This window comes from Actinomadura sp. NAK00032, assembly GCF_013364275.1.
Taxonomy (GTDB): Bacteria; Actinomycetota; Actinomycetes; order Streptosporangiales; family Streptosporangiaceae; genus Spirillospora.
Map to the genome: position 1 here is coordinate 1,150,886 of NZ_CP054932.1, position 22,957 is coordinate 1,173,842.

The 22,957-nt window shown below is 71.4% G+C and carries 22 protein-coding genes and 1 tRNA gene; 9 read left to right on the plus strand and 14 right to left on the minus strand.

What is annotated here, in order from left to right:
• Nucleotides 1–366 precede the first annotated feature (366 nt).
• Nucleotides 367–804, minus strand: coding sequence for a nuclear transport factor 2 family protein (locus tag HUT06_RS05460; protein WP_176194701.1), 438 nt, complete (start codon nucleotides 802–804; stop codon nucleotides 367–369).
• A 498-nt stretch (nucleotides 805–1,302) separates the two neighbouring features.
• Here HUT06_RS05460 and HUT06_RS05465 point away from each other — a divergent pair, with 498 nt between their 5' ends.
• Complete coding sequence (locus HUT06_RS05465; protein WP_254714996.1) at nucleotides 1,303–1,743, plus strand: hypothetical protein; 441 nt, start codon at nucleotides 1,303–1,305, stop codon at nucleotides 1,741–1,743.
• Nucleotides 1,744–1,954: 211 nt separating this feature from the next.
• Here the strand turns inward: HUT06_RS05465 and HUT06_RS05470 are convergent, their stop codons facing one another.
• The 3 genes from HUT06_RS05470 to HUT06_RS05480 all read right to left on the minus strand — a co-directional run bounded on the left by HUT06_RS05470 (nucleotide 1,955) and on the right by HUT06_RS05480 (nucleotide 5,616).
• Nucleotides 1,955–3,727 (minus strand): hypothetical protein, encoded by a 1,773-nt coding sequence (locus HUT06_RS05470; RefSeq protein ID WP_176194702.1) that lies wholly within the window; start codon nucleotides 3,725–3,727, stop codon nucleotides 1,955–1,957.
• A gap of 174 nt (nucleotides 3,728–3,901) precedes the next feature.
• A complete protein-coding gene (locus HUT06_RS05475) occupies nucleotides 3,902–4,555 on the minus strand; it encodes a response regulator transcription factor (protein WP_176194703.1) in 654 nt (217 codons plus the stop codon).
• Nucleotides 4,552–5,616, minus strand: a complete 1,065-nt coding sequence (locus HUT06_RS05480) for a sensor histidine kinase (protein WP_176194704.1) — start codon at nucleotides 5,614–5,616, stop codon at nucleotides 4,552–4,554. Before HUT06_RS05480 ends, HUT06_RS05475 begins: the two co-directional genes overlap by 4 nt.
• A 338-nt stretch (nucleotides 5,617–5,954) precedes the next feature.
• Between HUT06_RS05480 and HUT06_RS05485 the strand changes: the two genes are divergently transcribed.
• The 3 genes from HUT06_RS05485 (at nucleotide 5,955) to HUT06_RS05495 (ending at nucleotide 8,941) form a co-directional block, all read left to right on the plus strand.
• Nucleotides 5,955–6,866: an ATP-binding cassette domain-containing protein gene (locus tag HUT06_RS05485; protein ID WP_176194705.1), complete on the plus strand. Its 912-nt coding sequence runs from the start codon at nucleotides 5,955–5,957 to the stop codon at nucleotides 6,864–6,866.
• Entirely contained in the window at nucleotides 6,863–7,729 is an 867-nt protein-coding gene (locus HUT06_RS05490; protein WP_176194706.1) for an ABC transporter permease subunit, read from the plus strand. The genes HUT06_RS05485 and HUT06_RS05490 overlap by 4 nt, the downstream gene beginning before the upstream one ends.
• 285 nt (nucleotides 7,730–8,014) lie before the next feature.
• A complete protein-coding gene (locus tag HUT06_RS05495) occupies nucleotides 8,015–8,941 on the plus strand; it encodes an alpha/beta hydrolase (protein ID WP_254714997.1) in 927 nt (308 codons plus the stop codon).
• A gap of 103 nt (nucleotides 8,942–9,044) precedes the next feature.
• On the opposite strand, the gene HUT06_RS05500 is transcribed toward HUT06_RS05495, so the two are convergent.
• A complete protein-coding gene (locus HUT06_RS05500; protein WP_176194707.1) occupies nucleotides 9,045–10,274 on the minus strand; it encodes an MFS transporter in 1,230 nt (409 codons plus the stop codon).
• 56 nt (nucleotides 10,275–10,330) lie between these two features.
• On the opposite strand from HUT06_RS05500, the gene HUT06_RS05505 reads away from it, so the two are divergent.
• Nucleotides 10,331–10,921 (plus strand): CGNR zinc finger domain-containing protein, encoded by a 591-nt coding sequence (locus HUT06_RS05505; RefSeq protein ID WP_254714998.1) that lies wholly within the window; start codon nucleotides 10,331–10,333, stop codon nucleotides 10,919–10,921.
• 560 nt (nucleotides 10,922–11,481) lie between these two features.
• Here HUT06_RS05505 and HUT06_RS05510 read toward each other — a convergent pair.
• The 4 genes from HUT06_RS05510 to HUT06_RS05525 all read right to left on the minus strand — a co-directional run bounded on the left by HUT06_RS05510 (nucleotide 11,482) and on the right by HUT06_RS05525 (nucleotide 13,858).
• The gene (locus HUT06_RS05510; protein WP_176194709.1) at nucleotides 11,482–11,868 is read right to left on the minus strand and encodes a hypothetical protein; all 387 of its coding nucleotides are present in this window, start codon (nucleotides 11,866–11,868) and stop codon (nucleotides 11,482–11,484) included.
• Between the two features lie 78 nt (nucleotides 11,869–11,946).
• Nucleotides 11,947–12,675, minus strand: coding sequence for an ABC transporter permease (locus HUT06_RS05515; protein WP_176194710.1), 729 nt, complete (start codon nucleotides 12,673–12,675; stop codon nucleotides 11,947–11,949).
• Entirely contained in the window at nucleotides 12,675–13,499 is an 825-nt protein-coding gene (locus HUT06_RS05520) for an ATP-binding cassette domain-containing protein (protein WP_176194711.1), read from the minus strand. Before HUT06_RS05520 ends, HUT06_RS05515 begins: the two co-directional genes overlap by 1 nt.
• Nucleotides 13,499–13,858, minus strand: a complete 360-nt coding sequence (locus HUT06_RS05525) for a PadR family transcriptional regulator (RefSeq protein ID WP_176194712.1) — start codon at nucleotides 13,856–13,858, stop codon at nucleotides 13,499–13,501. Before HUT06_RS05525 ends, HUT06_RS05520 begins: the two co-directional genes overlap by 1 nt.
• A gap of 174 nt (nucleotides 13,859–14,032) precedes the next feature.
• On the opposite strand from HUT06_RS05525, the gene HUT06_RS05530 reads away from it, so the two are divergent.
• Nucleotides 14,033–14,224, plus strand: coding sequence for a hypothetical protein (locus HUT06_RS05530; protein WP_217711218.1), 192 nt, complete (start codon nucleotides 14,033–14,035; stop codon nucleotides 14,222–14,224).
• Between the two features lie 391 nt (nucleotides 14,225–14,615).
• Here the strand turns inward: HUT06_RS05530 and HUT06_RS05535 are convergent.
• Nucleotides 14,616–14,691: transfer RNA gene (locus HUT06_RS05535), tRNA-Lys, on the minus strand.
• Between the two features lie 43 nt (nucleotides 14,692–14,734).
• Entirely contained in the window at nucleotides 14,735–16,039 is a 1,305-nt protein-coding gene (locus HUT06_RS05540; RefSeq protein WP_254714999.1) for a cytochrome P450, read from the minus strand.
• A gap of 6 nt (nucleotides 16,040–16,045) precedes the next feature.
• Between HUT06_RS05540 and HUT06_RS05545 the strand changes: the two genes are divergently transcribed.
• Together HUT06_RS05545 and HUT06_RS05550 are read left to right on the plus strand one after the other, a co-directional pair.
• Nucleotides 16,046–16,444: a PaaI family thioesterase gene (locus tag HUT06_RS05545; RefSeq protein WP_176194714.1), complete on the plus strand. Its 399-nt coding sequence runs from the start codon at nucleotides 16,046–16,048 to the stop codon at nucleotides 16,442–16,444.
• 1 nt (nucleotide 16,445) lies between these two features.
• Nucleotides 16,446–17,126 carry a dienelactone hydrolase family protein gene (locus HUT06_RS05550; RefSeq protein WP_176194715.1) on the plus strand — a complete coding sequence of 227 codons (681 nt, stop codon included), beginning with the start codon at nucleotides 16,446–16,448 and terminating at the stop codon, nucleotides 17,124–17,126.
• Here HUT06_RS05550 and HUT06_RS05555 read toward each other — a convergent pair.
• Nucleotides 17,121–17,969, minus strand: coding sequence for an ADP-ribosylglycohydrolase family protein (locus HUT06_RS05555; RefSeq protein WP_176201170.1), 849 nt, complete (start codon nucleotides 17,967–17,969; stop codon nucleotides 17,121–17,123). The genes HUT06_RS05550 and HUT06_RS05555 overlap by 6 nt on opposite strands.
• The gene (locus tag HUT06_RS05560; RefSeq protein WP_176194716.1) at nucleotides 17,966–20,539 is read right to left on the minus strand and encodes a LuxR family transcriptional regulator; all 2,574 of its coding nucleotides are present in this window, start codon (nucleotides 20,537–20,539) and stop codon (nucleotides 17,966–17,968) included. The genes HUT06_RS05555 and HUT06_RS05560 overlap by 4 nt, the downstream gene beginning before the upstream one ends.
• A gap of 100 nt (nucleotides 20,540–20,639) precedes the next feature.
• On the opposite strand from HUT06_RS05560, the gene HUT06_RS05565 reads away from it, so the two are divergent.
• Entirely contained in the window at nucleotides 20,640–21,713 is a 1,074-nt protein-coding gene (locus HUT06_RS05565) for an alkene reductase (protein ID WP_176194717.1), read from the plus strand.
• A gap of 143 nt (nucleotides 21,714–21,856) precedes the next feature.
• Here the strand turns inward: HUT06_RS05565 and HUT06_RS05570 are convergent, their stop codons facing one another.
• The gene (locus HUT06_RS05570) at nucleotides 21,857–22,360 is read right to left on the minus strand and encodes a C40 family peptidase (RefSeq protein WP_176194718.1); all 504 of its coding nucleotides are present in this window, start codon (nucleotides 22,358–22,360) and stop codon (nucleotides 21,857–21,859) included.
• Nucleotides 22,361–22,957: the final 597 nt, after the last annotated feature.

The following is a 22,957-nucleotide window of genomic DNA, read 5'->3' on the forward strand; positions in this document are numbered from 1 at the left end:
GCCGCCGAGCACGTCGCGGGCTCCGTCACCCGCCAGCCCCGCGCCGCCCGCTCGCAGTCGCGGCCTGGACCTGTCGAACCGCGGAGAGCCGGACCGGCAACCCGGGATCCGTCGACGTGTTGGGCAACGACTGTCGGCGCCTGGACGACTAGCGTCTCGGCCGCCGTGAGACAAGGGCCCGGACGGACCGTCCGGGCCCCTACTGGACCAGGCGGCCGTCCAGTGCCGAGGCTGGTGCGCGCACCCGATCAAGCGACCCCGGCTGCGGGACGTCGGGCTGTAGGGCACTTGTCCCCTGCGGGGCGTGGGGCGAAGATCGCGGTGAGCACGACCGCGCGCACGGCCCGATGCCGATTTCCCCGAGCCCTATGGCGAGGTCAAAGTGGCCATCACTCGATCCGGTTCCCAGTGGGCGCGGAACGAAGTGATCAGGCCGTCGTCATCGACCGTGTAGACGGTCAGGCAGTCGATCGTCATGGTGGTCCCGCCGTCCAGCGTCGCGGTGATGGTGACGACGTTGGCGCAGGCGAGTCCGTTGGCGAACGAGTCGCTCACCTGGAAGCGGAACTTGCGCACCCGGGCGATGTTCTCGTCCCAGAACCGCTCGATCCCGTCCGGCCCCCGGTGCCCCTTGCCTTCGGGATCGAGCATCGAGGGGCCGACGGGGTCCTCGATGACGGCGTCCGGGCCGAACAGCGCGAGCCACTCCTGCTTGCGCCCGCCGGCGGCCGCGGCCATCGCCGCGCGTACCGCCCGGCGCGCAGGGTGGTCACTGTCGGGCGCGTCCCAAGTGACTGCGGTCATGACAGAAACTGTAACGCGTTCTCGTTTCCGGTCAACGGCCCCATCGATCCGTCTGGCGGCCGTCGGGCCGCCGAGTCGTCCCCTCGGACCTCCCTCGCGGCGCTGGACCATCCTGGCGGGGGACATCCCTTGGAACGGCCCGCCGATCCCCCGGCCCCACACCGGCATGAACTTCATTGCGGTGGTGCGAGGTCGCGCCATCAGGCCGTGCGTCGCAACAAGAGTTGGTGGTGGACGAGCCGTCTGTTGCGTGAGCAGCTACTCAGCCTTTCCCCGGTGGATGCCTGACGGATCGGTCCCGCCGTCCAGAAGGCACGGTCGCCACCTCCCCCGTGTGGGGGAGACCGACACCCCTGTGGCGGGAGGTGGCGGTCCCGCATGTAGAACAGGATGACCAGCATGATCTCCACTGGGCCCGCCAACGTCAGACCTGGTCTCTCTGCCTCCGGGGTCGCCCCGGCGCCTCGCTGGGCGCGCCGAGCAGCGCACATAGCCGCCTTGGTCGCGTTGCCGTCGGGACTGTGGCGGACTGGTCTGGCGCTGGGATTCCCGCTGGGCTACACCGACCAGGGCCTTCGCGACCTGGTCGGCCCCACGATGTGGGGACCGATATACCTGATCGGCCTCAGTGTGCTGGCCGAGGCTGCCGCCATGCTCACTCTCGGCCTGGTGCAAAGCTGGGGAGAAGTGGTGCCGCGCCGGCTTCCGTTCATTGGCGGCAAAACCATTCCACCGCGTGCGGTGATCATGCCCGCCTGGCTGGGGGTCGGGATCCTGACCGTGCTGTGGACGCCTTTCCTGTTCTGGTGGGCGATGCCTCACGACGATATGACCGGCCTCGGGCACACCCTGGTGGGCTTCCTGTACCTGCCGCTGGTCGCATGGGCTCCGCTTCTGGCCGCGGTCACCCTTTCCTATCAACGACGCCACCGTCGCTGACTTCCCGGTCGGCCGGGGGCGCAGGCGTCCACGCCACGCGGCCCGCGATCGTGACGAGCCACCGGTACCGGCCGGCGCCCAGCGCCGCGGCGCCTCTTGGAGGGAGCAGATCAGCGGCCACAGCGTTTGCGGCGCCCGGATGGCGGCTGCGTCCGGGATTGAAGCGCCGGCGGTACATCAGAGCCTCGGCGATGGGGCGCGGGCTGCCCGCTCAGGAACCGCAGATCGTGACGAGCTCGTTGGCGGCCCAGCGGATGTTGCCAGGATGTTCCTCGTCGGTGAAGTGCCGCAGCGAGGGCAGGGCGGCGATCACCGCGTCCCGCTCGGCCCCGGGGCCGTTGGCGATGTCGGCGATGAGCAGGAGCAGCGTGTTGTGGGCCCGGTTGGTCGGCACCAGCATGCGTTCCGCCAGGAAGGGCACCGCGGCGGCGGCCGCGGTGTTCTCGGCGTGCTTTGACACCAGCAGTTCGTAGAGGCGTTTGACGGCCTTCTGCGCAGCCTCCTCATCGCCGGTCGTCAAGGTGGTGAGGAGGTCGGGGACCTCGTATCCCGGACCGTGGTTGGTCCGGAGGCCGTCCCACTCGACCTCGTGCACGCGCCGGAAGAAGTCCCGGTCGGGCCACAGGGCGTTCACATCGAGGCGAAGCTCGGTGGTGCCGTGTTCGGTGGTGACGTGGAGGGCTGCGTCGGCGCGCAGGGCGAGCGATTCGATGCCGGTTCCCAGGCGCAGGTCGGCGCGAGCTTCGGTGTGCACGTCCCAGATCGTGACGAGCCCCTCGCGCCAGGCCGCGGCGACGGCCGGGCCGGTCTCCAACACGGCCGAAGCGAGCGCGGTGACCGGGGTACGGCGGCGCGCGAAGGGGACGCGCGCCACGACGTCGCTTCCGGTCCAGTACCGGAGCACGCCGTCGGCGTCTCCACTCCACAGGAGCACGCCGGTGCCGGACCGGTGGGCGGTGACGGCGGTGACCGGGGCGTGGTGCAGGTGCCGGGAGCCGGAGCGGGAACCGTCGACCGTCCAGAAGTGCACGTCACCGCCGGCGTCTCCGGCCACCACGACCGTCGCGTCGCGGTCGGCGGCCGACGCGGTGTGGTTCGCCAGCGCCTCCGGGCCGCTGACCTGCGGGATGGTGGGAATCGCGAGAGCGGCCGAGGTCGATCCGACCTCCCAGCGGGGATCGGCGGCGGGGACGAACGCAGGCAGGTCCTCGACCGGGGTGGGTGTCTCCCCCGGAGACTGGATGTCCTTGTCGGTCCACTCCACGCCCAGGGTGCCGAGCGCCTGGAGGAGGCCGTCGCGGGTCCGTGCGTGCACCACGAGCGCGTAGTCCGCCCCGGGTCCTCTCCCGTGGCGGATGATGACGTCAGGGCCGCCGTAGGAGAGGGCGTCGGTGGCCATCTCCTGCCAGGGAGGCAGCCCCATCTCCCGGTAGTTGGCGCGGAGCCTGTCGACCATGGCGTCATCGACGTGTTCGCGTTCGACGCGCATGGTCCACCAGAAGTGCGCCGGAAGCCGCTCCGCCGCGAGCTGAAGGAAGAACTCCGAGATCGAATCGCTCTGCACGACCCAGCCGTCGGAGGTGTTGACCCACACCGGCGGGTCGGGCCATTGCTCCGCCTCGGAGACGAAGTAGCCCCACTGGTGGACGTACTGGTACTCGGACATGATCACGCGGATCTCGTCATCGGACGGCTGCTCGAACGCCTCCGGGGCCGAGGGCGGCCAGTGCGGATGCGTCCAGTAGAGCCGCGGCCGGTAGGCGAAGGAGTTGCCGTGCCAATCCCACCACTCGACCAGCGCGGCCGGCACATCGTCTCCCGGCTCGAAGCCGGGAGCCTCGCCCTGCCTGGTGATCAGGGGCTCCCCGCCGGGTTCCTCGTACCCCAGCTCGCGCTGAACCTCGCGGAGCAGGACCCAGCGTCCCCGATCCGCCGCCCCGGCCAGCCGCTCAGCGAACAGACCGAAGTCAATGATCTTGTCCATGCCGGGCAATCCTAGGCAGAACGGCCATCCGGCGCCGCTGGGGCAGGCGTTCGCCGAGTACGGCCGGGCGGTCGGCTCGATCTCGACAGCCGGCACGCCCAGGATTTCCTGCTCGGGGTCCGGGGTCCGGGGCCGGGGCTGGCTGAACTGGGATTGTGATGGTCGGGATGTCGGTCAGTGGGACGGTGTGATGAGTCGGTGTTCGTAGGCGAGGATGACGAGTTGGACGCGGTCACGGGCGCCGAGCTTGGTGAGCAGGTTGGCGACGTGGGTTTTGGCGGTGCCCGGGCTGATGTGGAGTTCGGCGGCCAGTTCGGCGTTGGACAGGCCGCGTCCGACCAGGGTGAGGACCTGGCGTTCGCGATCGGTGACGCCCGGAAGGCTCGCGGGTGCCGGAGCGGGCTCGGGGCGGCGGGCGAACTCGGCGATGAGCCGGCGCGTGACGCCGGGGGCGATCAGCGCGTCCCCGGCGGCGACGACCCGAATGGCGCTGATCATGTCGTCCAGGGCCATGTCCTTGACCAGGAAGCCGCTGGCTCCGGCGCGGAGCGAGGCGTAGACGTTGGCGTCGTCGTCGTAGGTGGTGAGCATGACGACGCGGGCCGTCGCCTCGGCGGCGATCATCTGGGTGGCCTCGATGCCGTCCATGCCGGGCATCCGGATGTCCATGACGACCACCTCGGGACGCAGGCGGCGGACCTGCCGGACCGCCTGGGTCCCGGTTTCGGCCTCGCCGGCGACGTGGAGGTCCGGGGCCGCGTCGATGACCATGCGCAGCCCGGCGCGGATGAGTTCCTGGTCGTCGGCGAGGACGACGCGGATCGTCATCGCGCCCTGATCGACTGGGGCGGGTGGGATGGGCCAGGGGCGGTGGCGGGGATCGGGATCCGCGCGCTGACGGCGAAGCCGCCGTCGGGGCGGGGGCCGGCGGTGAGGTGCCCGTTCAGCAGCGCGACGCGTTCACGCATGCCGGAGATGCCGTAACCGGGTCCGGTGGCGGACGCGCCGCCCGGGCCGTCGTCGGTGATCTGGACGAGTAGTTCGCCGGGCCGGTGCTCGATCGTCACCTGGCAGCGTGGGGTGCCGACGTGGCGGACCACGTTGGTCACCGATTCCTGGACGATCCGGAACGCGGCGTGGTCGATGGTCGGTGGCAGCGGGGCCGGGGTTCCGCGCCTGCGCACCTGCATCTGGACACCGGCGTCGGCCGTGGACGCGACCAGCCGATCAAGGGCGGCCAGTCCGGCGAGCGGTTCTGTGTCCGAGGGTGTTGCCGGGTCCGGTTCGGCCTGGCGGAGGATGCCGAGCATGCGCCGCAGTTCCGACAGTGTCCGGCGGCTGGTGTCCTCGATGGCGCCCAGCGCGTCCCGGGTCTGCTCGGGCGCGGTGTCGATGACCCGGCTGCCCGCGCCGGCCTGGATCGCGATCACGCCGATGCTGTGGGCGATCATGTCGTGCAGGTCGCGGGCGATGCGCAGGCGTTCGGCGCTCACCGCCTCGGCGGTGGCGTGCCCGTGCAGGGCCTGCTCGTACTCGCGGCGCTGGCGGATCAGCGTCCCGGCCAGCCAGGCCGCCAGGACGCTCAACGCCAGCAGCACCGTCAGCCCGAGGAACCCCGGGGCCAGCACGCGCCTCCAGCCGCTCTCGGCGAACAGGCTCGCCTGCCAGGTGATCTGCTGGACGGTGAGGGTGAGGGCCGCCGCGGCGACTCCCGCCCGGGGTGCGCGGGTGGCGGCTATGAGCGCGACCAGCAGGCTCGCCACCAGCAGGAGCGGCCAGAGCTGTTCCAGCCCCGACCTCAGCGCCGCTGCGGCGATGGTCATCTCGGCCAGCAGCACCGCCAAGACCGGCCACGGCCGGTGGCGCGCCCACGCGACAGGCGATGCCATGGCCACGGCCATCGGAACCACGAGCCCGCCCCATCGCTCCCCAGTAGTGCCATGCCCGTTACCGCTGGTGAGCGTGGCGCACAGCGCCAGTGCCAGAGTGGCCACGCCGCACCCGGCCAGGGCTGCCCGGGCGAGGCGGGGCAGGCGTTTCGGAAGCGGGGGGAAGACAGTGGGCGCAGTCTGATCCACAAGCGTGATCGTAGAAGCCGGAGCGGGCACCGCGCGTCAGCCTTGAGGCCTATGCCCGCAGGCGTATTCCCCCAGGCAGATTCCGGCGCCGGCGATTCCCGCCACCAGGCCGATGTGGCGCACTCCGGTGCTCGGGCAGCGTGGGCCGGGTGATCGAAGTCAACGGATTGACCAAACGCTACGGGGACGTCCTGGCGGTCAACGACCTGTCCTTCACGGTGCCGCCCGGTCAGGTCACCGGATTCCTGGGCCCCAACGGGGCGGGCAAGAGCACCACGATGCGCATGATCTTGGGCCTGAACCGGCCCACGGCCGGAACCGCCACCGTCCAGGGGCGCCCGTTCGGGCAGCGCCGCGCCGGGCTGCACCACGTCGGTGCGCTGCTGGACGCGGGTGACGTCCATCCCGGCCGCAGCGCCGCCGCGCACCTGTCGGCGCTGGCACGCGGCAACGGCCTGCCCGCCCGCCGAGTACGTCAAGTGCTCGAGGAGGTGGGGCTGGCTCAGGCGGCCCGCCGCCGCGTCGGCGGGTTCTCCCTCGGCATGCGGCAACGGCTCGGGATCGCCGCCGCCCTGCTCGGGGACCCGCCGGTGCTGATGTTCGACGAGCCGGTCAACGGGCTGGACCCCGAGGGCGTGCGGTGGGTGCGCGGCCTGTTCCGCTCCCTGGCCGCCGAGGGCCGCACGGTGCTGGTCTCCAGCCACCTGATGAGCGAGATGCAGAACACCGCCGACCGGCTGGTCGTCGTCGGCCAAGGGGAGTTGATCGCCGAGGAGACGGTCGCGGACTTCGCCGCGCGGGGCACCGCCGCCCACGTCACCGTGCGCACCCCCGACATCTCGCGGCTGGCGGCCGTGCTGACCGCCGCCGGCGCGGGCGCGCAGCCCGGCGGCGACCAGACGCTGACGGTGACCGGCCTGCCCGCCGCCCGGATCGGTGACCTGGCGTTCCAGAACGGGATCGTGCTGCACGAACTCGTCTCGCGCACCGCGTCCCTGGAAGAGGCGTTCATACAGCTCACCGCCGACCGCGCCGACTACCTGGCAGGAGACCACCGATGACCGCCCGGACCTCGCAGACCCCGGACGCCGTGCGGGCCGCGCGCGTCCTACGTAACTCGGCGGCCGACCCCGGGGTCCGGTTCCGCGACCTGTTCGCCGCGGAGTGGATCAAGCTGTGGACGCTGCGTTCGACCCGCTACGTGCTGGGACTCGGAACGCTGCTGTTCGTCGGGATCGCCGTGCAGAAGAGCCTGGGCACCTACCAGGACTGGCCGAGCTTCCGGCCGGCGGAGAAGGCGCACTTCGACCCGATGACCGAGGCGTTCAGCGGCGTCACCGCGGCCCTGCTGATGATCGGCGCGGGCTGCGTGGGCGCGCTGGCCATCGTCGGCGAGTACGCCACCGGCTCCGTCCGCACCACCTTCACGGCCGTCCCGGCCCGGCATCTGGTGATGACCGCCAAGGTGACCGTCCTGGCGGTCGTGATGCTCGGAGTCGGGGCGGTCGTGTCGCTTGCCACCTTCGCCGTAAGCCAGGCGATCCTGTCCGGCCGCGGCATCGGCCTCACCCTCGGCGACCCCGGTGGGGCACACGTCCTGGTCGCCAACGCGCTGCTGGCGCCGATCTCGGCGCTGGCAGGCCTGGGCCTGGGGGCGTTGCTGCGGCACACCGCCGCCAGTGTTGTCACCTGCAGCGCGGTCTTGGTCGTCGTGCCGACGTTCTTCAAGCCGACCGTCCACCAGTGGGTCAACGACCTGTACGCGATGTTCCCCAACTACGTCTGGCGGACCTGCCTGGCCATGCGCGACCCGCGAGACCTTCCCGGGCTGCCCACGACGGCCGCCGCGTGGACGGTGTTCGCCCTCTGGCCGCTGGCCACGGCCGTCCTCGCCGTGCTCGCCGTCCAGCGACGCGACCTGTGAACTGCCCGAACCTTCAGAAGGCATCCCATGAACCGACGGAACACCGGGACTCCGCGACGACTGATCGTCATGGTCCTGACCGCGTGCCTGGCATCGACGGCCGGAGCATGCACGAACCCGCCCACGTCGAGATCGGAACCCGGCTCCCCCTCAGCCACCGCCGCGGGAGCCACGGCGACGCTGCCCCGCCCGACCGGAAGCTCCGCGGTCGGACGCACCACCCTGCACCTTGTCGACAAGGCGCGCCGGGACCCTTGGACACCGACGGCTGGGGCACGAGAGCTGATGGTGACGATGTACTACCCCGCCAAACCCGGAACCGGCGGCTCGGCGGCCTCGTACATGACCGTCCGGGAAGCCCGGCTGCTCCTGCAGCGCAAGGCTCCCCAAGCCGTCGGCGCAGCGGGCACCATCGCCCGCCTGGGCATCCACGCACGATCTGACGCCGAGCCGGTGTCCGGCCGGTACCCGATGGTGCTGCTATCGCCTGGATTCACACTCCCGCGCACCACCCTGACCGGCCTCAGCGAAGACCTGGCCAGTCGCGGATACGTCGTCGCGCTGATGGATCACACCTATGAATCCGCAGGCACCGCCTTCCCCGATGGCCGCACCCTCGGCTGCGCCGCCATCTGCGACCGACCGCCCAGCGGCGGGCTGGCCACCGTGATCCGCAACCGGGTCACCGACGTGAGGTTCGTCCTCGACCGGCTCACCGGCCCCCGCCCGGCCTGGCGCCATGCCCGCATGATCGACCCAGCCCGGATCGGTATGGCCGGACACTCCCTCGGCGGAGCCGCGGCCGCAGCGGCGATGACCGCGGACGACCGGATCCGCGCCGGCGCGAACATGGACGGCACCTTCCGCGCCCCGCTCCCCACCAGCGGCTTGGACCGGCCCTTTCTCCTGCTCGGCTCCCAGTCCGACCACGCCCCGGGCAAGGACCACACCTGGGACCGTGACTGGGCACGGCTGCACGGTTGGAAACGCTGGCTGACGGTGACCGGCGCCGACCACAACACCTTCACCGATCTCCCGGTGCTGGAACAGTTGCTGCGCAGGCCCGGCAACGCCCTGCGCGCGCAACGCGCGCAACAGATCACCCGGATCGTGATCGCCGCCTTCTTCGACCAGCACCTCAAGCACGAGTCCCAGACACCGCTCGACCAGCGGACACCCGCGCTTCCCGAGGTCACCTTCCACCGTCCTTGATCAACCAGCTCCGACAGGTCGCATACCTCATCCACGAGCGCACGATGGACGGCCCGGCCGCGCCGAACGTGTGGGGCTCCAATATGACCGTGGGGCGGATACCTCACCGGGCGAGATCGTCCTCAGCGTCGAACACGTCCGCCGGCCTCTCGCTCCAGGCATCGACGTCCCCGAGGGGAATGGCGAGAGCTGCCAGGACTGCCGCGACCGCAAGGACTGCTGCGAGTGTCAGGGCGCCGGGGAGGGACCAGGTCGCGACCGGTCCGGCGATCGCGGCTCCCACAGCGAATCCGGTGATCTTCAAGCTGGCGCCGGTGGTGAAGATCTGGCCGCGCAGGTGCTCCGGGGCCTCCCGGTGACGGACCGCGAACAAGGCGACCAACTGGGGGCCCTGGCCGATCCCGGCGACGACGAGGGCCACGATCAGCGCGGCTGGTCCCCCCACGGCGGCCAAGGCCAACGCGGCAGCCTGGACCAGCGCGCTGACCCAGAGGATCGTGTCGGGGGCGATGGCGTGCGGAAACCGCGCCAGCAGGGCGTTGGCCGCCAGGGCGGAGATCGCCGAGCAGGACAGGAGCATCACTCCCTGGCTCGCTCCGCCCAGGACACGCTCACCGAGCAAAGGGAGGCAGGCGGTCAGCATGCCCTGCGCGGTGCAGCACACCACCGAGACGAGGGTCGCTCGCGCCAGAAGGCGCTTCTCGGCGATGACTCGCATTCCGGCAGCAAGGTCGCTGATCAGTGGGGCCGGCCGGGCGTCCGGCGCCCGAGCGGGGTGGGCGGGGACTCTCCACGCGGCGGGCAGGGCCAAAGCGATGAGCACGGCGGAGACCACTACGGCCGTCGGCGCTCCCAGCGCTTCCGCGGCCACGCCGGTGAGAGCCGGGCCGACCAGGCTTGCCGCGCTGAAGGTCATGGCATCGAGCGCGTTCGCCCGGGGCAGGCGGTCGCCGGTCACCACTCGGGGAAGCTGGGCGGTCCACCCACCCGACAGGGTCGGTCCCAGCAGCCCGGTCACCACGGCGATCACGATGATGACCGTGAACGGGGCATGACCGAGCCCCAGCAGGATCAGGACCAGGCCCGCCGCGTACAGCGCGATCGCTCCGGCCAGCATGCGGCCCGGCCGTCCCGCTCGGTCCAGAAGTGCTCCGAGTACCGGCCCCCCGACCGCGGCGGAGACCGTGATGCCCGCGAGGAGCGACGACGCGGCCGTGGTCGACCCGGTCAAGGCGAATCCCGCCAGCATCAGCGCCGGCCCGGACATGTCGTCCCCGAGACGGGCGCCCAACGCTCCGGCGAGGTACGAGTACAACGAGTAGCGCCGCTTCACCGGCGCAACGATACGGATGTAACTCAAAAAACATCAATATGCGTTACATTGGGGTCGTGGAACCCGATACCGGCGACTGGTCCACCCGCCATTCCGTGCTGACCATGGCCCGGCGGGCCGCCGCCCTGATCAACGTCCTGACCGGTGACCGCCCTGACCCGGCGGCCGTCGCCGACGTACTCGCCACCTACGGCGAATCCGTGCAGGGCGGGCTCACCGCCGCCGATGTCACCGAGATGCGCGCGGCCGCCATCCTGCTGCGCGACGTCTTCGCCGCCGAGCACGTCGACGCCGCCGCCGCCGCCCTCAACCGCCTCCTGCGGGAACACACCGGGCCGCTTCGCCTGACCTCGCACAACGCCGGCACGCCCTGGCATCCGCACCTCGATCACGACGACAACGCTCCCTGGGGCCAGTGGCTCCTCGCCTCGTCCTGCATGGCCCTGACCGTCCTGGTCTGGGACCGGCAACGGCCACCCGGCCGGATCTGCTCATCGCCCAGCTGCCAGAACGTGTTCATCAGCCAAGGCAGCGGACCTGAACGCCGCTACTGCTCCCGACGATGCGCCACCCGCGAACGCGTCGCGGCCCACCGCCGCGCCCGCTTCACCGGGCCGGCTCGCGAGGAAGCGCAGAACCACCAGTAGCGGATCGGCGGGCGTATCGCGGGGTTGCGGTATCCGGCGATCAAGCGGTCGTTGCGGCAGTACTGGTGTCGTGATCGCGCAGCATGCGCATCACGGTGGCGGGGTGAGCGAAGCCGGCCCTTCTTCTTGCCCCTGGTGACGACGAGCCGGGCGATGTTGCGCTGGCCCACCCCTTGGACGCGCAAGTGCAGCACTGGCACTAGGCGGTCCGGGAGACGCACGCCGCCCGCGTACGGTGTTCGAGCACGTCATCGGGCGGGACAGCAGGAACCGTGAGGCGCCCATCGCCAAGCGTGCCCGCTTCGGCGTGTCGTGGCCGGATACGGCCAACGCCACCTTGAGGTCTGCGGACAAACGCCACCTGACCAGGCCAATCATCAGTGCACGTTGGCGGATCTCAGATGCTCTGGGAGCTCTGCCCGCTCCCAACGCTCCCAACGCTCCCAACGCGGACGGTTCAGGCGGGTGAGGAAGGTGCGGGCGGGAGCCCGTTATCTGCGGGTCCCTGCGGACGTGCAAGGGGGGCGGCCCTGGTAATGCCCGGTGATCGTCCCGCCGGATCAGTCGCGAGGGGACGCGAAGTGCCGGTTGGCGGAGGGCGACCACAGCAGGATGAAGACCGCCAGCGTCACCAGCTGGCCGATGACGACGAGCGTGCGGAGCAGAACCCCGTCGCCGACGGGCCTGCTGCCGGTGAACTGGACCGCCGGCAGGCCCGTCAGCCAGGCCCTGGCCCAGCGGCGCGGCCGCCGCAGGAGCAGCGCCAGCCAGGCGTACGCAACGCCCCATACAAGATGGAAGACGTCCGTCAGGTCCTGCGGCGGGTACGGCAAGGCGAACACATGCCCGACGAGCAGTACCCCGATGCAGGCCGGCGCCCAGTTGACGGTCGCGGGCACTGGAGCGGCCTGGTCCGCATCGGCGCGCGCGGAGCCGTGGGCGGGCATGTCTCCTCCACTGCAGCGATCGGTGATCGTGCACTGCAGGCCGCCCATAGGCACTGCGCGAGAAATTCTCGACTGAGACTATCTCCCTGGAGATTCGAATGCCCGGGAGGCGGCGTGGGGCGATTCCTGCACGCGTACCGGGCTGACGCGGACGGCCCTGAGCCGGAGGACGCTGGCGCCCCACGCGATGAGCACGCACACCGCCATCGTCAGGGCGAAATGGCTCGTGCCGCTGCTCAGGCTGCCGGACCCGTGCTCCTCGATCGCGTACGCCGTCAGCTCTCGGGTCGACCACAGCGGCAGGAGCTTGGCCGCCGCCCCTGCGGGGTCGACCAGAAGCTGCACGGCCATGATGGAGAGCAGCGCGAGGGCGCCTTCGAGTTCCCGGGAGATGGCGAGGCCGACGAGGGCGCCCAGCGGCGCGCCGATCAGCACGGTCGTCACCAGCAGCAGGGCCACTCCGGCGAGCCGCGGCAGATCGTCCTGGGTCACGGCGACCAGCCCGAAGTAGACCCCGGCGACGAGGACGCCGACGGCCCCGAGCGCCAGCTGCCTGCCGAAGAACAAGGCGGTCGGCGATGCTCCGATCACGCTGAGGCGCTGGTCGAGGCGGCGGGCTCCCACATGGCTGAACAGGGCCAGCGTCGCGACCGCCCAGCTCACACCGATGGACAGGAAGCGGATCGCTTGCCAGTGCACGTCGATGCGCGCCAAGTAGAACACCAACGGCAGCACGAAGACGAACAGCAGGGCCACGCGGCGGCGGATCATCTCTTGCAGGCTGATGGAGGCAACGGTCAGGAGCATCAGTTCTCGCCTATCGGCTGCAGTTCCAGAACATGGTCGACACGGTCGAGGTCGTGGAGCATGTGCGTGACGACCAGCACGCCGGCGCCTCCGTCGCGCCACCGGAAGACCTGATCCCAGAAATCGACGTAGGAGTCCTGGTCGAAGCCCTGATAGGGCTCGTCGAGCAGGATGAGTTCAGGACGGGTCAACTCGCTGAGAACCACGTTGAGTTTCTGCTGCGTCCCACCGGAGAGATGGGAGGCGATCACGTTCTTCCGAGGAGACCATCCGAGCTGGGCGGCCAGATGCGAACCGACGGAGACGGCCTCCCTGGGGTTCATCCGGTAGGCGGCACCGAAGAGCCTGAAGTGCTCCGACGGGGTCAGCAAGGGGGCGACCCCGTCGTGCTGGGGTGCGTACCCGATCCGCTCAGTGCGCTGCACCATCCCGGACGAGGCGCGAGTCAGCCCCGCGCATATGTTGAGCAGCGTTGATTTCCCCGAGCCGTTGGCTCCGACGACCGCGGCGACCTCTCCCGCGTGCAGATCCAGATTCACCCCGCGCAGGACCTGGCGGCGTCGATAGCGCTTGGTCACGTTCCGCAGACGGAGAACGACCGCGCCCCGCCTGCGTGGCGGTGGTGCCGCGTGCCTTGCGGCCTGCCGCACGGTCCGGGCGAGAGCGCCCGCATAGGACACTGCCGGCCCGTACATCGAACCGGGCTCGACCCCAGCGGCCGCCGCCTCGGCGAGTGCGTCGTTGGTCAGATCGCCGGCCTCGGTTTCCTCGATCCCGGCGTCTTTCAGATGCCGGTAAAGCAGCGTCCCCCAGGCGTCGTTCATCACATGCTCCCTGACGGCGCGTGCGTCCCGGTCGGGGTTTCGACTACGGCGCTCATCGCAGCGCGGAACTGCATCCAGGCACTGCGCCGCTCCTGCATGGCGGCCCGGCCGAGGTCGGTGAGTTCGTAGTACTTCCGCGGAGGGCCGGCTGGCGAGAACTCCTTCTCCGTCCGCACGAGCCCCTGCTTTTCCAGCCGCAGGAGAGCCGGATACAGAGTCCCTCCGGGAACCTCGTCGAAGCCCACTTCGGCGAGCCGCTCCACCAGTCCCCTCCCGTAGTCCCGACGATCAGCGAGCAGGCACAGCAGGCACACGTCCAGAAATCCGTGGAGCCACTGCTGCGGAATGTTCCGTGGCATGCTAGGTAGCCTAACTGAGTACCGGTCCGTAGTCTAACTATCAACTGGCATTGGCCGTCCCGCGTTGTGGTGGCTCACCTGTCAAGCCCCGCCGCGGTGTCGCGGTCGGGGTACTACGACCGGCGCAGCCGGCCGATGTCGGCGACCGCGGAACGACGACAGCGCCTGAGGGCGATGATCCAGGCGGTATTCGACGCCGACCACGAAACCTGCGGATGCCGCCGGATCCACGTGGTGCCGACCCACCTACATCCCCACCTGGCCACCGTCATCGACTGTCATTCGAAGATGGTGGTCGGCTGGGCGATGGCCGATCAACCCCCGGGGGTCGGCGCCTCGGGCGGCGGCCGCAACCGGCAGCGTTGACATCACCGCCCTGCCGAGCCCGCGCCGGTGGTCCGGTTCGGGCGCGATCTGGTCGAAGACCGCGTAGGTGTCCGTGAGTCCAGCCTGTCCGGTTGCTGCGAGTGCTCCGTCGGCGGCCTGCACGACGGCCTCCAAGATCTGCCCTGTTGCGCTCAAGTGCGGCACCTAATCGGCGTCAGCCCAGGTCCGAGGCAACTCCGTTGCATTCGCGGCTGATGCTCAGCCGACCCCGTACACGGTGACGGGCGTGTGCCGGGAACATCGCTGGAAAACGAGGGTGACCAGGCCCGATCCGTGCCCGCGAGCCAACATCGAGCAGACAGAGGGACGGAACGAGGCGAATCGGGCGGCGGGCAAACCGGGACGATCTTGCGTTTGCCCTGGTCAGGGGTGGTGGGTCGCGTGGGACTCGAACCCACAACCTACGGATTAAAAGTCCGGAGCTCTGCCAATTGAGCTAGCGACCCGTCCCGCAAGCGTACCGAGATCGGCGGGGGGTTTGCGACGGGGTTAGGGGGTGGGGGACAGGTGGACGGGGAGGTGCTTCAGGCCGTTCTGGAAGTTGGAGGCCAGGCGGACGGGGGCGCCGGTGAGGGTGATGCCGTGGGGGAGGAGTTCGCGGAAGAGGGCGCGCAGCTGGGTGCGGGCCAGGTGGGCGCCCAGGCAGAAGTGGGGGCCGAAGCCGAAGCTGACGTGGTCGTTGGGGGTGCGGGTGATGTCGAAGCGGTCGGGGGACGGGAAGACGGTCTCGTCGCGGTTGGCGGAGGCGTGGTAGACGACGACCTTGTCGCCCGCGTCGATCTTCTGGCCGGAGAGGGTGAGGGACGTCGTGGCGGTGCGGCGGAAGTCCATCACCGGGGGCCAGTAGCGGAGCATCTCCTCGACGGCGGACGGGAGGAGGGCGGGGTCGGCGCGGAGGCGGGCCAGTTCGGCGGGGTGCTCCAGGAGGGTGAGGAGGCCGCCGGGGATGCCGTTGCGGAGGGTCTCGTTACCGGCGACGGCGAAGAGGAAGAACATGTTCTCGAACTCGTGGGTGGTGAGGCCGCCCTCCAGCATGCGGGACATGATGTCGCCGGACGGGTGGGAGCGCTTCTCGGCGGCGAGGGCGTGGGCGTAGGCGAACATGTCCGCGAGGGCCGTGTAGGAGCGCGGGTTGATGGGACGGCCGTCCGGGTGGGTGGTGGTGGTCGGGCGGTAGTGCATGGCCTTGTGGGCCATGGGCGTCATGGTGGCCGCGTCGGCGGTGGAGAGGCCGGCGTACTCGTCGTCCTGGTAGCCGATGACGCGGGACGCCCAGTCGTAGAGGAGGCGGCGGTCGGCGTCGGGGACGCCCATGATGTGGGCGAGCGTCCAGACGGGGAGGTCGGCGGCGAGTTCGACGAAGTCGGTGTCCTCGCCGAGGGCGGAGGCGACGAGGGCGCGGGCGCGGGCCTCGATCGTCTCCTCCAGGGCGCGGACGGCGCGGGGGGTGAAGGCGGCGGCGACGATGCGGCGCAGGCGGGAGTGGTCGGGCGGGTCCTGGTTGAGCATCATCGCGCGGACGAACGCGAGGTCCTCGGGCGTGTCGGGGTCGCGGATCTGGGTGGCGCCGAGGTTGGACGAGAAGAGGTCCGGGGAGCGCAGGACGTGCTTGACGTCGGCGTGCCGGAACACCGCCCAGTAGCCGGGGCCGGCGGGCCAGGGGCCGACGGCGGGTTCGGGGATCCGGACGACCGGCGATTCGGCGCGCAGCCGCGCGAAGGCGGCGTAGGGGACCCCGGCGGCGTACGTGGCGGGCAGGAAGATCTCCTCGTGCATGTCCTCAGCGTGCATCATGTCGGGATGACGGTGAAGCCCGAAGAGATCCTGCGTGACAATTTCGCGCCGTGGGTGCTGGACCTCGGCCTCGTTCCGGAGGAGGTGGGGGACGGGACGGCGGTGCTGCGGCTGCCGTGGTCGGAGCGGCTGGCGCGGGAGGGCGGCGCGCTGTCCGGGCAGGCGCTGATGGCGGCGGCCGACACGGCGGTGGTGCTGGCGGTCTCGGGCGCCAAGGGCGGGTTCGTGCCGATGACGACCGTGCAGCTCAGCACGACCTTCCAGCGGGCCGTGAAGGGGAAGGACGTGCTGGTGCGGGCGGAGCTGTCGAAGCTCGGGCGGACGATGGCGTTCGCGGAGATCGACATGGCGGTCGATTCGGTGACCGTCGCCCATGCGAGCGCGGTTTACGCCATCATCGGGTGACATGACGGAGAAGGTCGTTGTTGCGGACGGTGAGTTCGACCTGCGGGTGTGGGGAGAGCGCGGTCCGGGGATCCTGCTCATCCAAGAGATCTTCGGTGTGGGCGAGTACATGGAGGCCGTCGCCGAGGACCTGGTCGCGCTCGGGTTCGTGGTGGCGGCGCCCGACATGTTCTGGCGCATCGAGCCGAACTGGACGACCGCCCACAACGAGGAGGCCCTCCCCAAGGGGATGTCGATGGTCTCCCAGTTCGACTGGGAGAAGGGCGTAGGGGACGCTAAGGCCGCCCTGGACGTTCTCAAGGGGCTGCCGGGTGTCGGCAAGGTCGGCGTGTTGGGGTTCTGCTTCGGTGGGACGCTCGCCTATCTGCTGGGTGCCCAGGCGGAAGTCGATTCCCTGGTGTCGTTCTACGGGTCGGGTGTGCCCGGGGCTCTGGACCAGCTCGACGCCATACGGGCCCCTGTGCAGTTCCACTTCGGTGGGGACGACGCCTACATCCCCAGGGAGGACGTCGCGAAGGTGGAGCGGGCCGCGGAGGGACGGGAGAACGTCGAGATCCACGTCCAGGAGGACGGCGGGCACGCGTTCCACAACCGCAAGGCGCCGATGTTCTACCAGCCGGAGCCTGCGGAACGGGCGTGGCGGCTTACGGAAGCCTTCCTCAAGCGGACCCTGTTGTCATAGCGCCCACGGCGGTAGTGGCTCGCAGTGGGTGAGCCAGTCGGCGGGTGCTTTGCCGAGGATGCCGCCGACGATCGCGCAGGTCGTGTCGATGTCCCCACCGGCGGCGGCCGTCGTCCAGAACGCGCCCTTGAAGTCGCCCAGGTGCTTCGCGGCGGCCCAGAGGGTGAACGGCACCGTGTCGTGTGCGGCGACCTGCCGGCCGTTGCCAAGGACGGCGGCCACGGTGGATGGGTCGCTGATGGTCAGTAGGCGGCGGGCCTCTTCGATGCCCTTGCGTACGGTTCCGGACGGGACGTGCAGGAGGATCTCGTCGATGAACCTGCCCGGTGGTGGGTCGGACGGCGCGATCGATGCGGCGACGGCCACGGCGATGGCGCCCGCCACTGCCTCGGGGTGCGGGTGCGTGACCTCGGCCGAGAGCACGGCTTGGCGGGCCGCCTCAGCGGGGTCGCCGGCGAACCAGGCGCCCAGGGGCGCGACGCGCATGGCGGCGCCGTTTCCCCATGAGCCCGTGCCGCCGAACGGTTCTCTTGCGAGGGTGCGCCAGTCGCCGCCCTCCCGGACGAGCCGCAGTAGGCGCCCTGTGGACGGGCCATAGCCGCGGTCGAAGTCGTGGTGTTCGGCGAAGCTTTGCGCTAGAGCGTCCTGGTCGATGGACCCATGGCGGGTGAGGACGAGGTAGATGGACGCGGCCATCTCGGTGTCGTCCGTCCATTGCCAGGGGGCAGGTGGAGGTGTCTGCGTCTCGAAGGCCGGTCGGTTCGCGGGGACGAAGAACTGGGAGCCCAAAGCATCGCCTAGGGCGAGGGCTTGGAGGCTCTGCAGGGAGGCGGTGGGGTTCAGGCGGGCTCCAGGGTCAGGTGGGAGAGTTCCTTGCGGGACGAGATGCCGAGCTTCGGATACGCCTTGTAGAGGTGGTACTCGACCGTGCGCGGGCTCAGGAAGAGCTGGGTGGCTATCTCCCGGCTGCTGGTGCCTGCGGCCGCCAGGCGGACGACTTGGAGCTCCTGGGGGGTGAGGCGGTCGAGGAGGTCCGGGGCGGTGGGTGTGGCAGTGCCGGATTCGCCGGTGGCACGTAGTTCGGCGCGCGCGCGGTCCAGCCAGGGGGTGGCGTGTAGGCGTTCGAAGATGGACGCCGCCGAGCGGAGCGGGACGCGTGCGTCGGAGCGGCGGCGGGCGCGGCGCAGGTGCTCGCCGTAGAGGAGTTCTGTGCGGGCACGCTCGAACAGCCGCGACGACTGCTCGTGTAGGCGGATCGCCTCCACGTAGGGTTCCTCGCTGTCGGTCACCAGGGCCTCGCAGTGCAAAGCCACGGCGAGGGCCCATGGCTGCTTGCCCGCCTCTGCCCATGTGCGGAAGCGGGTGAGGGCCGTGCGTGCGACGGCGGTCTCGCCCGCGCGTACGGCGGCCTCCACCTGGTCGGCGGCGGACAGGACGTCGGCGTGGCGGTGCGGGCCGTTCGCGATCTCGTCGAGGCGCCGCAGCGCGTCGTCGTAGCGGCCCAGGCCGAGGTCGAGGAGGGCGAGCGCGGCGTCGGCCAGGCCCGGCGGGGCGGCCGCGGTCAGCTCGTGGAGGCGGGCCTCGTCGCCCTCGATCGCCGCGATCCGGGCGAGGACGGCGCCGAGGCGGCCCTCGCGGTGCGGGCGGCCGGTGTCGCGGGCCAGCGCGACCGCCTCGGCGACGGTGGCCTCCGCGTCCGCGTGCCGGCCGGCCGCGATCTGGGTCTGCGCGCGGATCTGCAGGACGCCCGGCAGTTCGCCGACCAGGCCGTGCCGGCGGCAGTGCGCGGCTTCGGCGGCGGCCAGTTCCAGCGCCGACTCGTCGGCGCCGGCGATGAGTGCGAGCTGGGCGCCGCGCAGCCGGTCGCCGGCGCCGTCGCGTATCGCGGTGACCTCCTCGGTGAGCAGCGGCAGGCCGCCCGCGTAGTCGCCGTCCGCGAGCGAGGCGAGGCCGCGCAGCATCCGGTCGCCGGGCAGCAGCTCGGACGCGCGGCGGACGGCGTGCGGCTCACCGGACGTCCACCCGTACACGGCGCCGGTGCGCAGCATCTCCGCGCGCTCGTCGCCGGCGGCGCGGTCGACCATCATGCGGGCGGCGGCGCGCGGGTCGCCGCGCTCGTACTCGACGGCGGCGTGCACGCGGGCGAGCGCGGCCAGGTCGGCCGCGCCGAGCTTCTCGGCGTGGACGGCGAGGTCGCCGGCCTCGTCGAGGCGGCCCGCCTGGAGGGTGAGCGCGGCGGCGGCGCCGAACCGCGCCGCGCGGGCCTCCCGGCCGGGGGTGAGGTCGGCGGCCTGCCGGTAGAGCGCCGCCGCCGTCGCGTGCCCGGCGCGGACGCGGGCGCGCTCGGCGGCCTCCTGGAGGTCGGCGGCGACGTCCTCGTCCGGGGCCAGGGCGGCGGACGCGCGGTGCCGCGCCCGGCAGTCGAGGTCGGTGGCGGACTCGGCGAGCGCCCGGTGCGCGGCGACGCGCCGCGCCGCCGTCGCGCCCTGGTACGCGGCCGCCCGGATCAGCGGGTGCCGGAACACGATGCTGCGCCCGGTGACCGCGACCAGCCGGGCGCGCTCGGCCGCCTCCAGGTCGGCGAGGCCGGTCCCGAACGTGGCCGCCGCCGCGAGCAGGCTCGGCATGTGGCCGCGGCCCTCCGCCGCCGCGATCAGCAGCATCATCCGGGCGTTCTCGGGCAGCCGGGCGATCTGCTCCTGGAAGGAGACGAGGACGCGGTCGGCGACCCGCAGCGGCGTGGTCTCGGGGGGACGCTCGTCGGCGGCGGCGAACTCGTGCAGCGCGAGCGGGTTGCCGGCGGCCTCCCGCAGCACCCTTTCGCGGACGACCGGGGCCAGGCCGCGCGCCGCGATCAGCCGCTCGGCGTCGTCGCGTTCGAGCCGGCCGAGCCGCAGCTCGGGCAGGCCGGTGCCGGTGAAGGCGTCGTCGCGCGCGGCGAACAGCATGACGACGCCCTCGGCCGCGAGCCGCCGTGCCGCGAACAGCAGCGCCTCGACCGTGGCGGTGTCGAGCCAGTGCGCGTCGTCGGCGACGCACAGGACGGGGCCGTCCTCGGCGAGGTCGGCGAGGAGGGTGAGCACGGCGAGACCGGTGGCGAAGCGGCTCGGTTCGGCGGGCGCCGCGCCGAGCGCGGACCGCAGCGCGGCGGCCGGGGCCGCCGGGAGGCCGTCCAGCCGGTCGCGGACGGGCCACAGCAGCTGGTTCAGGCCGGCGAACGCGATGCCGGACTCCGCCTCGACCCCGGTCGCCCGCAGCACCCGCGGGACCCGGGCGGCGGCCTCGGCGAGCAGCGCCGACTTGCCGATGCCCGCCTCGCCGCGCAGGACGAGCGCGGCGCTGCGCCGGTGGTCGCGCGCCTCGTCGAGGAGCGAGGAGAGCCGCGCCTGTTCGTCGTTCCGCCCGTAGAGCACGCGTCCAAACTACGGGCCCGAATACCGAAAGCCTACGGATGCACCCCGTATCCGGCGGTTCGTACGTTCGTGACCAGCGATAACAACCGAGGAGGACATCGTGCGGGAACTGTTCGAGCCGCTGTCGGCCGGGAAGCTGGAGCTGCGCAACCGCCTCGTGATGGCGCCGATGACCCGCAGCCGCGCGGGCGCGGACGGCACCGTCACCGAGCTGACCGCCGAGTACTACCGGCAGCGCGCCGGCGCCGGGCTGATCATCACCGAGGGGACGCAGCCGAGCGTCCGGGGCCAGGGGTACATCCTGACGCCGGGCCTGCACTCGGACGAGCAGGTGGCGGCGTGGCGGGCGGTGACCGCCGCCGTGCACGAGGAGGGCGGGACGATCTTCGCCCAGCTGATGCACGCCGGGCGTGTCGGGCACCCCGTCCTGTACCCGGACGGCGGGCTGCCGTTGGGCCCGTCGCCGCTCGCGAGCGGCGACCGCCTCTACACGCCGGACGGGATGCTCGATCACCCCGTCCCGCAGGAGATGACCCTGGACGACATCGCGCGGGCCGTCGAGGAGTTCGCCGGCGCCGCGCGCAACGCGGTCGCGGCCGGGTTCGACGGGGTGGAACTGCACGGCGCGAACGGCTACCTGATCCAGCAGTTCCTCGCCGACGGGAGCAACGCCCGGACCGACGCCTACGGCGGGACGGTCGAGAACCGCGTCCGGTTCGCGGTCGAGGCCGTGCGGGCGGCCGCGGACGCGATCGGGCCGGAGCGCGTCGGGCTCCGGGTGTCGCCGGGGGGCACGTCCAGCGGCGTCAGCGAGAGCGACACGCCGGAGCTGTACTCCGCGCTCGTCGCCGGGCTCGCCCCGCTGGGCCTCGCGTACCTGCACGTCATGGAGGAGCTGAACCGCGACATGACCCGCCGGATCAGGGCCGAGTGGCCGGGGACGCTGATCCTGAACCCGCACCCGACACCGGAGTCGTTCCCCGCGACGCCGGAGGAGGGCGCCGAGGCGCTGCGGGAGGGAGTGGCGGACGCGATCGCGCTCGGCGAGCTGTGGCTCGCCAACCCTGACCTGCCCGCCCGCATCGAGGCCGGCGGCCCCTACAACAAGGCCGACCGCGCGACCTTCTACGGCGGCGACCGCCGCGGCTATACCGACTACCCCGCCCTCCCCTGAGCCAGGGTGGCGGAGTGTGCCACCGAAGGCCCCGCACGGCGTGCCGGGGGCGGCCCCGCACGGGGGGCCGGAGGCCCCGCACGGGGCGCGCAGGGGACGTTGCGACTCGTGCGGGGCCTGGCGGTGCCGGCGGCCGGCCGGGGCTAGAGGCCCGGCCGGACGGCGCCGGAGAAGTGGCGCTTGTAGTACTTGGTCAGCTTGATCTTCTTGACGCGCTTGCCGGAGCTGGGCGCGTGGATCATGTAGCCGTGGCCCGCGTAGACGCCCATGTGGGTGCGGCCGCCGTAGAAGAACAGCAGGTCGCCCTTCACCGCGCCCTTCCAGGAGACCTTCTTCTTGACGGCGCGGTAGATCTGCTGGGTGGTGCGGGGCAGTTTCACGCCCGCCTTGCGCCAGGCGCCGCCGGCGAGGCCGGAGCAGTCCCAGGAGCCGGGACCCGTGGCGCCGTAGCGGTAGGGGTCGCCGATCTGCTTCGCCGCGTACTTCACGGCGTAGGCCGCGCGCTTCTTCTGCTTGGCGGCGCGGGCCTGCTTGGCGGAGACCTTCGCGGCCGAGGTCACGAACACGGCCTGCTGCGGCGGTGCCGCCGCCTCGGCGGGGCCGGCCGTGAGGACGGACGCGCCGAGCGCCGCGGTCGCGGTGAGCACGAGCCCGCCGGTGGTGATTCCGGTCTTCAGGGGGTTTCGGGGGGTATGCAGAATGACTCCAGATCTCGCGGGTGATGCCTACCGGGCAGCCGTCACCGCAGGGGTTTTCCTGGCGGGTCGGGATACCGCGGCCATTCCGCCGCGTCATTCGACTGGACGCGGGGAAACGGTGGCCGCTTCCGGTTCCGTGCCTCTTGGCTGCACGGATTCGGCTGTCGACGGCGGCTTTCGAGCGGGGCGCTCGCGGGCGGACGGCCTGGAGGGCCGTGCCCGGCCTGTGGAGGGGGCCTGTGCAGGCCCAGGCCGCGCGTCGGGTGCGTGTTCTGTTATCCGGCGGCTGCAGTGCCGCATGAACCGGGCAGGAACGTACGCAGACTCGGGTCGGCATGGCAAATCACTCCGGTCTTTCCGATGCGGGCAGGCGCCCGGAAGGGGGTGGCCGCCCCTGTCGTGGCCTGCGCCGATTCCGGGCACCATGGGGTAAGTGTGAACTAGGTCACCTTTCCTGGAAAGAAGATCCATTTCATGGTGACCCACTTCGTCCCGGCCGGTAAGTGGAATGTCGTTCTGTGGAAAACCCGCTGACGCTCCGTAATG

Coding starts and splice junctions, on each gene's coding strand:
- HUT06_RS05545 (WP_176194714.1), top strand. CDS start 16,046: ATGACGGTGAAGCCCGAAGAGATCCTGCGTGACAATTTCGCGCCGTGG.
- HUT06_RS05470 (WP_176194702.1), bottom strand. CDS start 3,727: ATGGACAAGATCATTGACTTCGGTCTGTTCGCTGAGCGGCTGGCCGGG.
- HUT06_RS05475 (WP_176194703.1), bottom strand. CDS start 4,555: ATGACGATCCGCGTCGTCCTCGCCGACGACCAGGAACTCATCCGCGCC.
- HUT06_RS05525 (WP_176194712.1), bottom strand. CDS start 13,858: ATGCCACGGAACATTCCGCAGCAGTGGCTCCACGGATTTCTGGACGTG.
- HUT06_RS05460 (WP_176194701.1), bottom strand. CDS start 804: ATGACCGCAGTCACTTGGGACGCGCCCGACAGTGACCACCCTGCGCGC.
- HUT06_RS05515 (WP_176194710.1), bottom strand. CDS start 12,675: ATGCTCCTGACCGTTGCCTCCATCAGCCTGCAAGAGATGATCCGCCGC.
- HUT06_RS05540 (WP_254714999.1), bottom strand. CDS start 16,039: ATGATGCACGCTGAGGACATGCACGAGGAGATCTTCCTGCCCGCCACG.
- HUT06_RS05550 (WP_176194715.1), top strand. CDS start 16,446: ATGACGGAGAAGGTCGTTGTTGCGGACGGTGAGTTCGACCTGCGGGTG.
- HUT06_RS05495 (WP_254714997.1), top strand. CDS start 8,015: ATGGTGACGATGTACTACCCCGCCAAACCCGGAACCGGCGGCTCGGCG.
- HUT06_RS05480 (WP_176194704.1), bottom strand. CDS start 5,616: ATGGCATCGCCTGTCGCGTGGGCGCGCCACCGGCCGTGGCCGGTCTTG.
- HUT06_RS05510 (WP_176194709.1), bottom strand. CDS start 11,868: ATGCCCGCCCACGGCTCCGCGCGCGCCGATGCGGACCAGGCCGCTCCA.
- HUT06_RS05490 (WP_176194706.1), top strand. CDS start 6,863: ATGACCGCCCGGACCTCGCAGACCCCGGACGCCGTGCGGGCCGCGCGC.
- HUT06_RS05530 (WP_217711218.1), top strand. CDS start 14,033: ATGATCCAGGCGGTATTCGACGCCGACCACGAAACCTGCGGATGCCGC.
- HUT06_RS05520 (WP_176194711.1), bottom strand. CDS start 13,499: ATGAACGACGCCTGGGGGACGCTGCTTTACCGGCATCTGAAAGACGCC.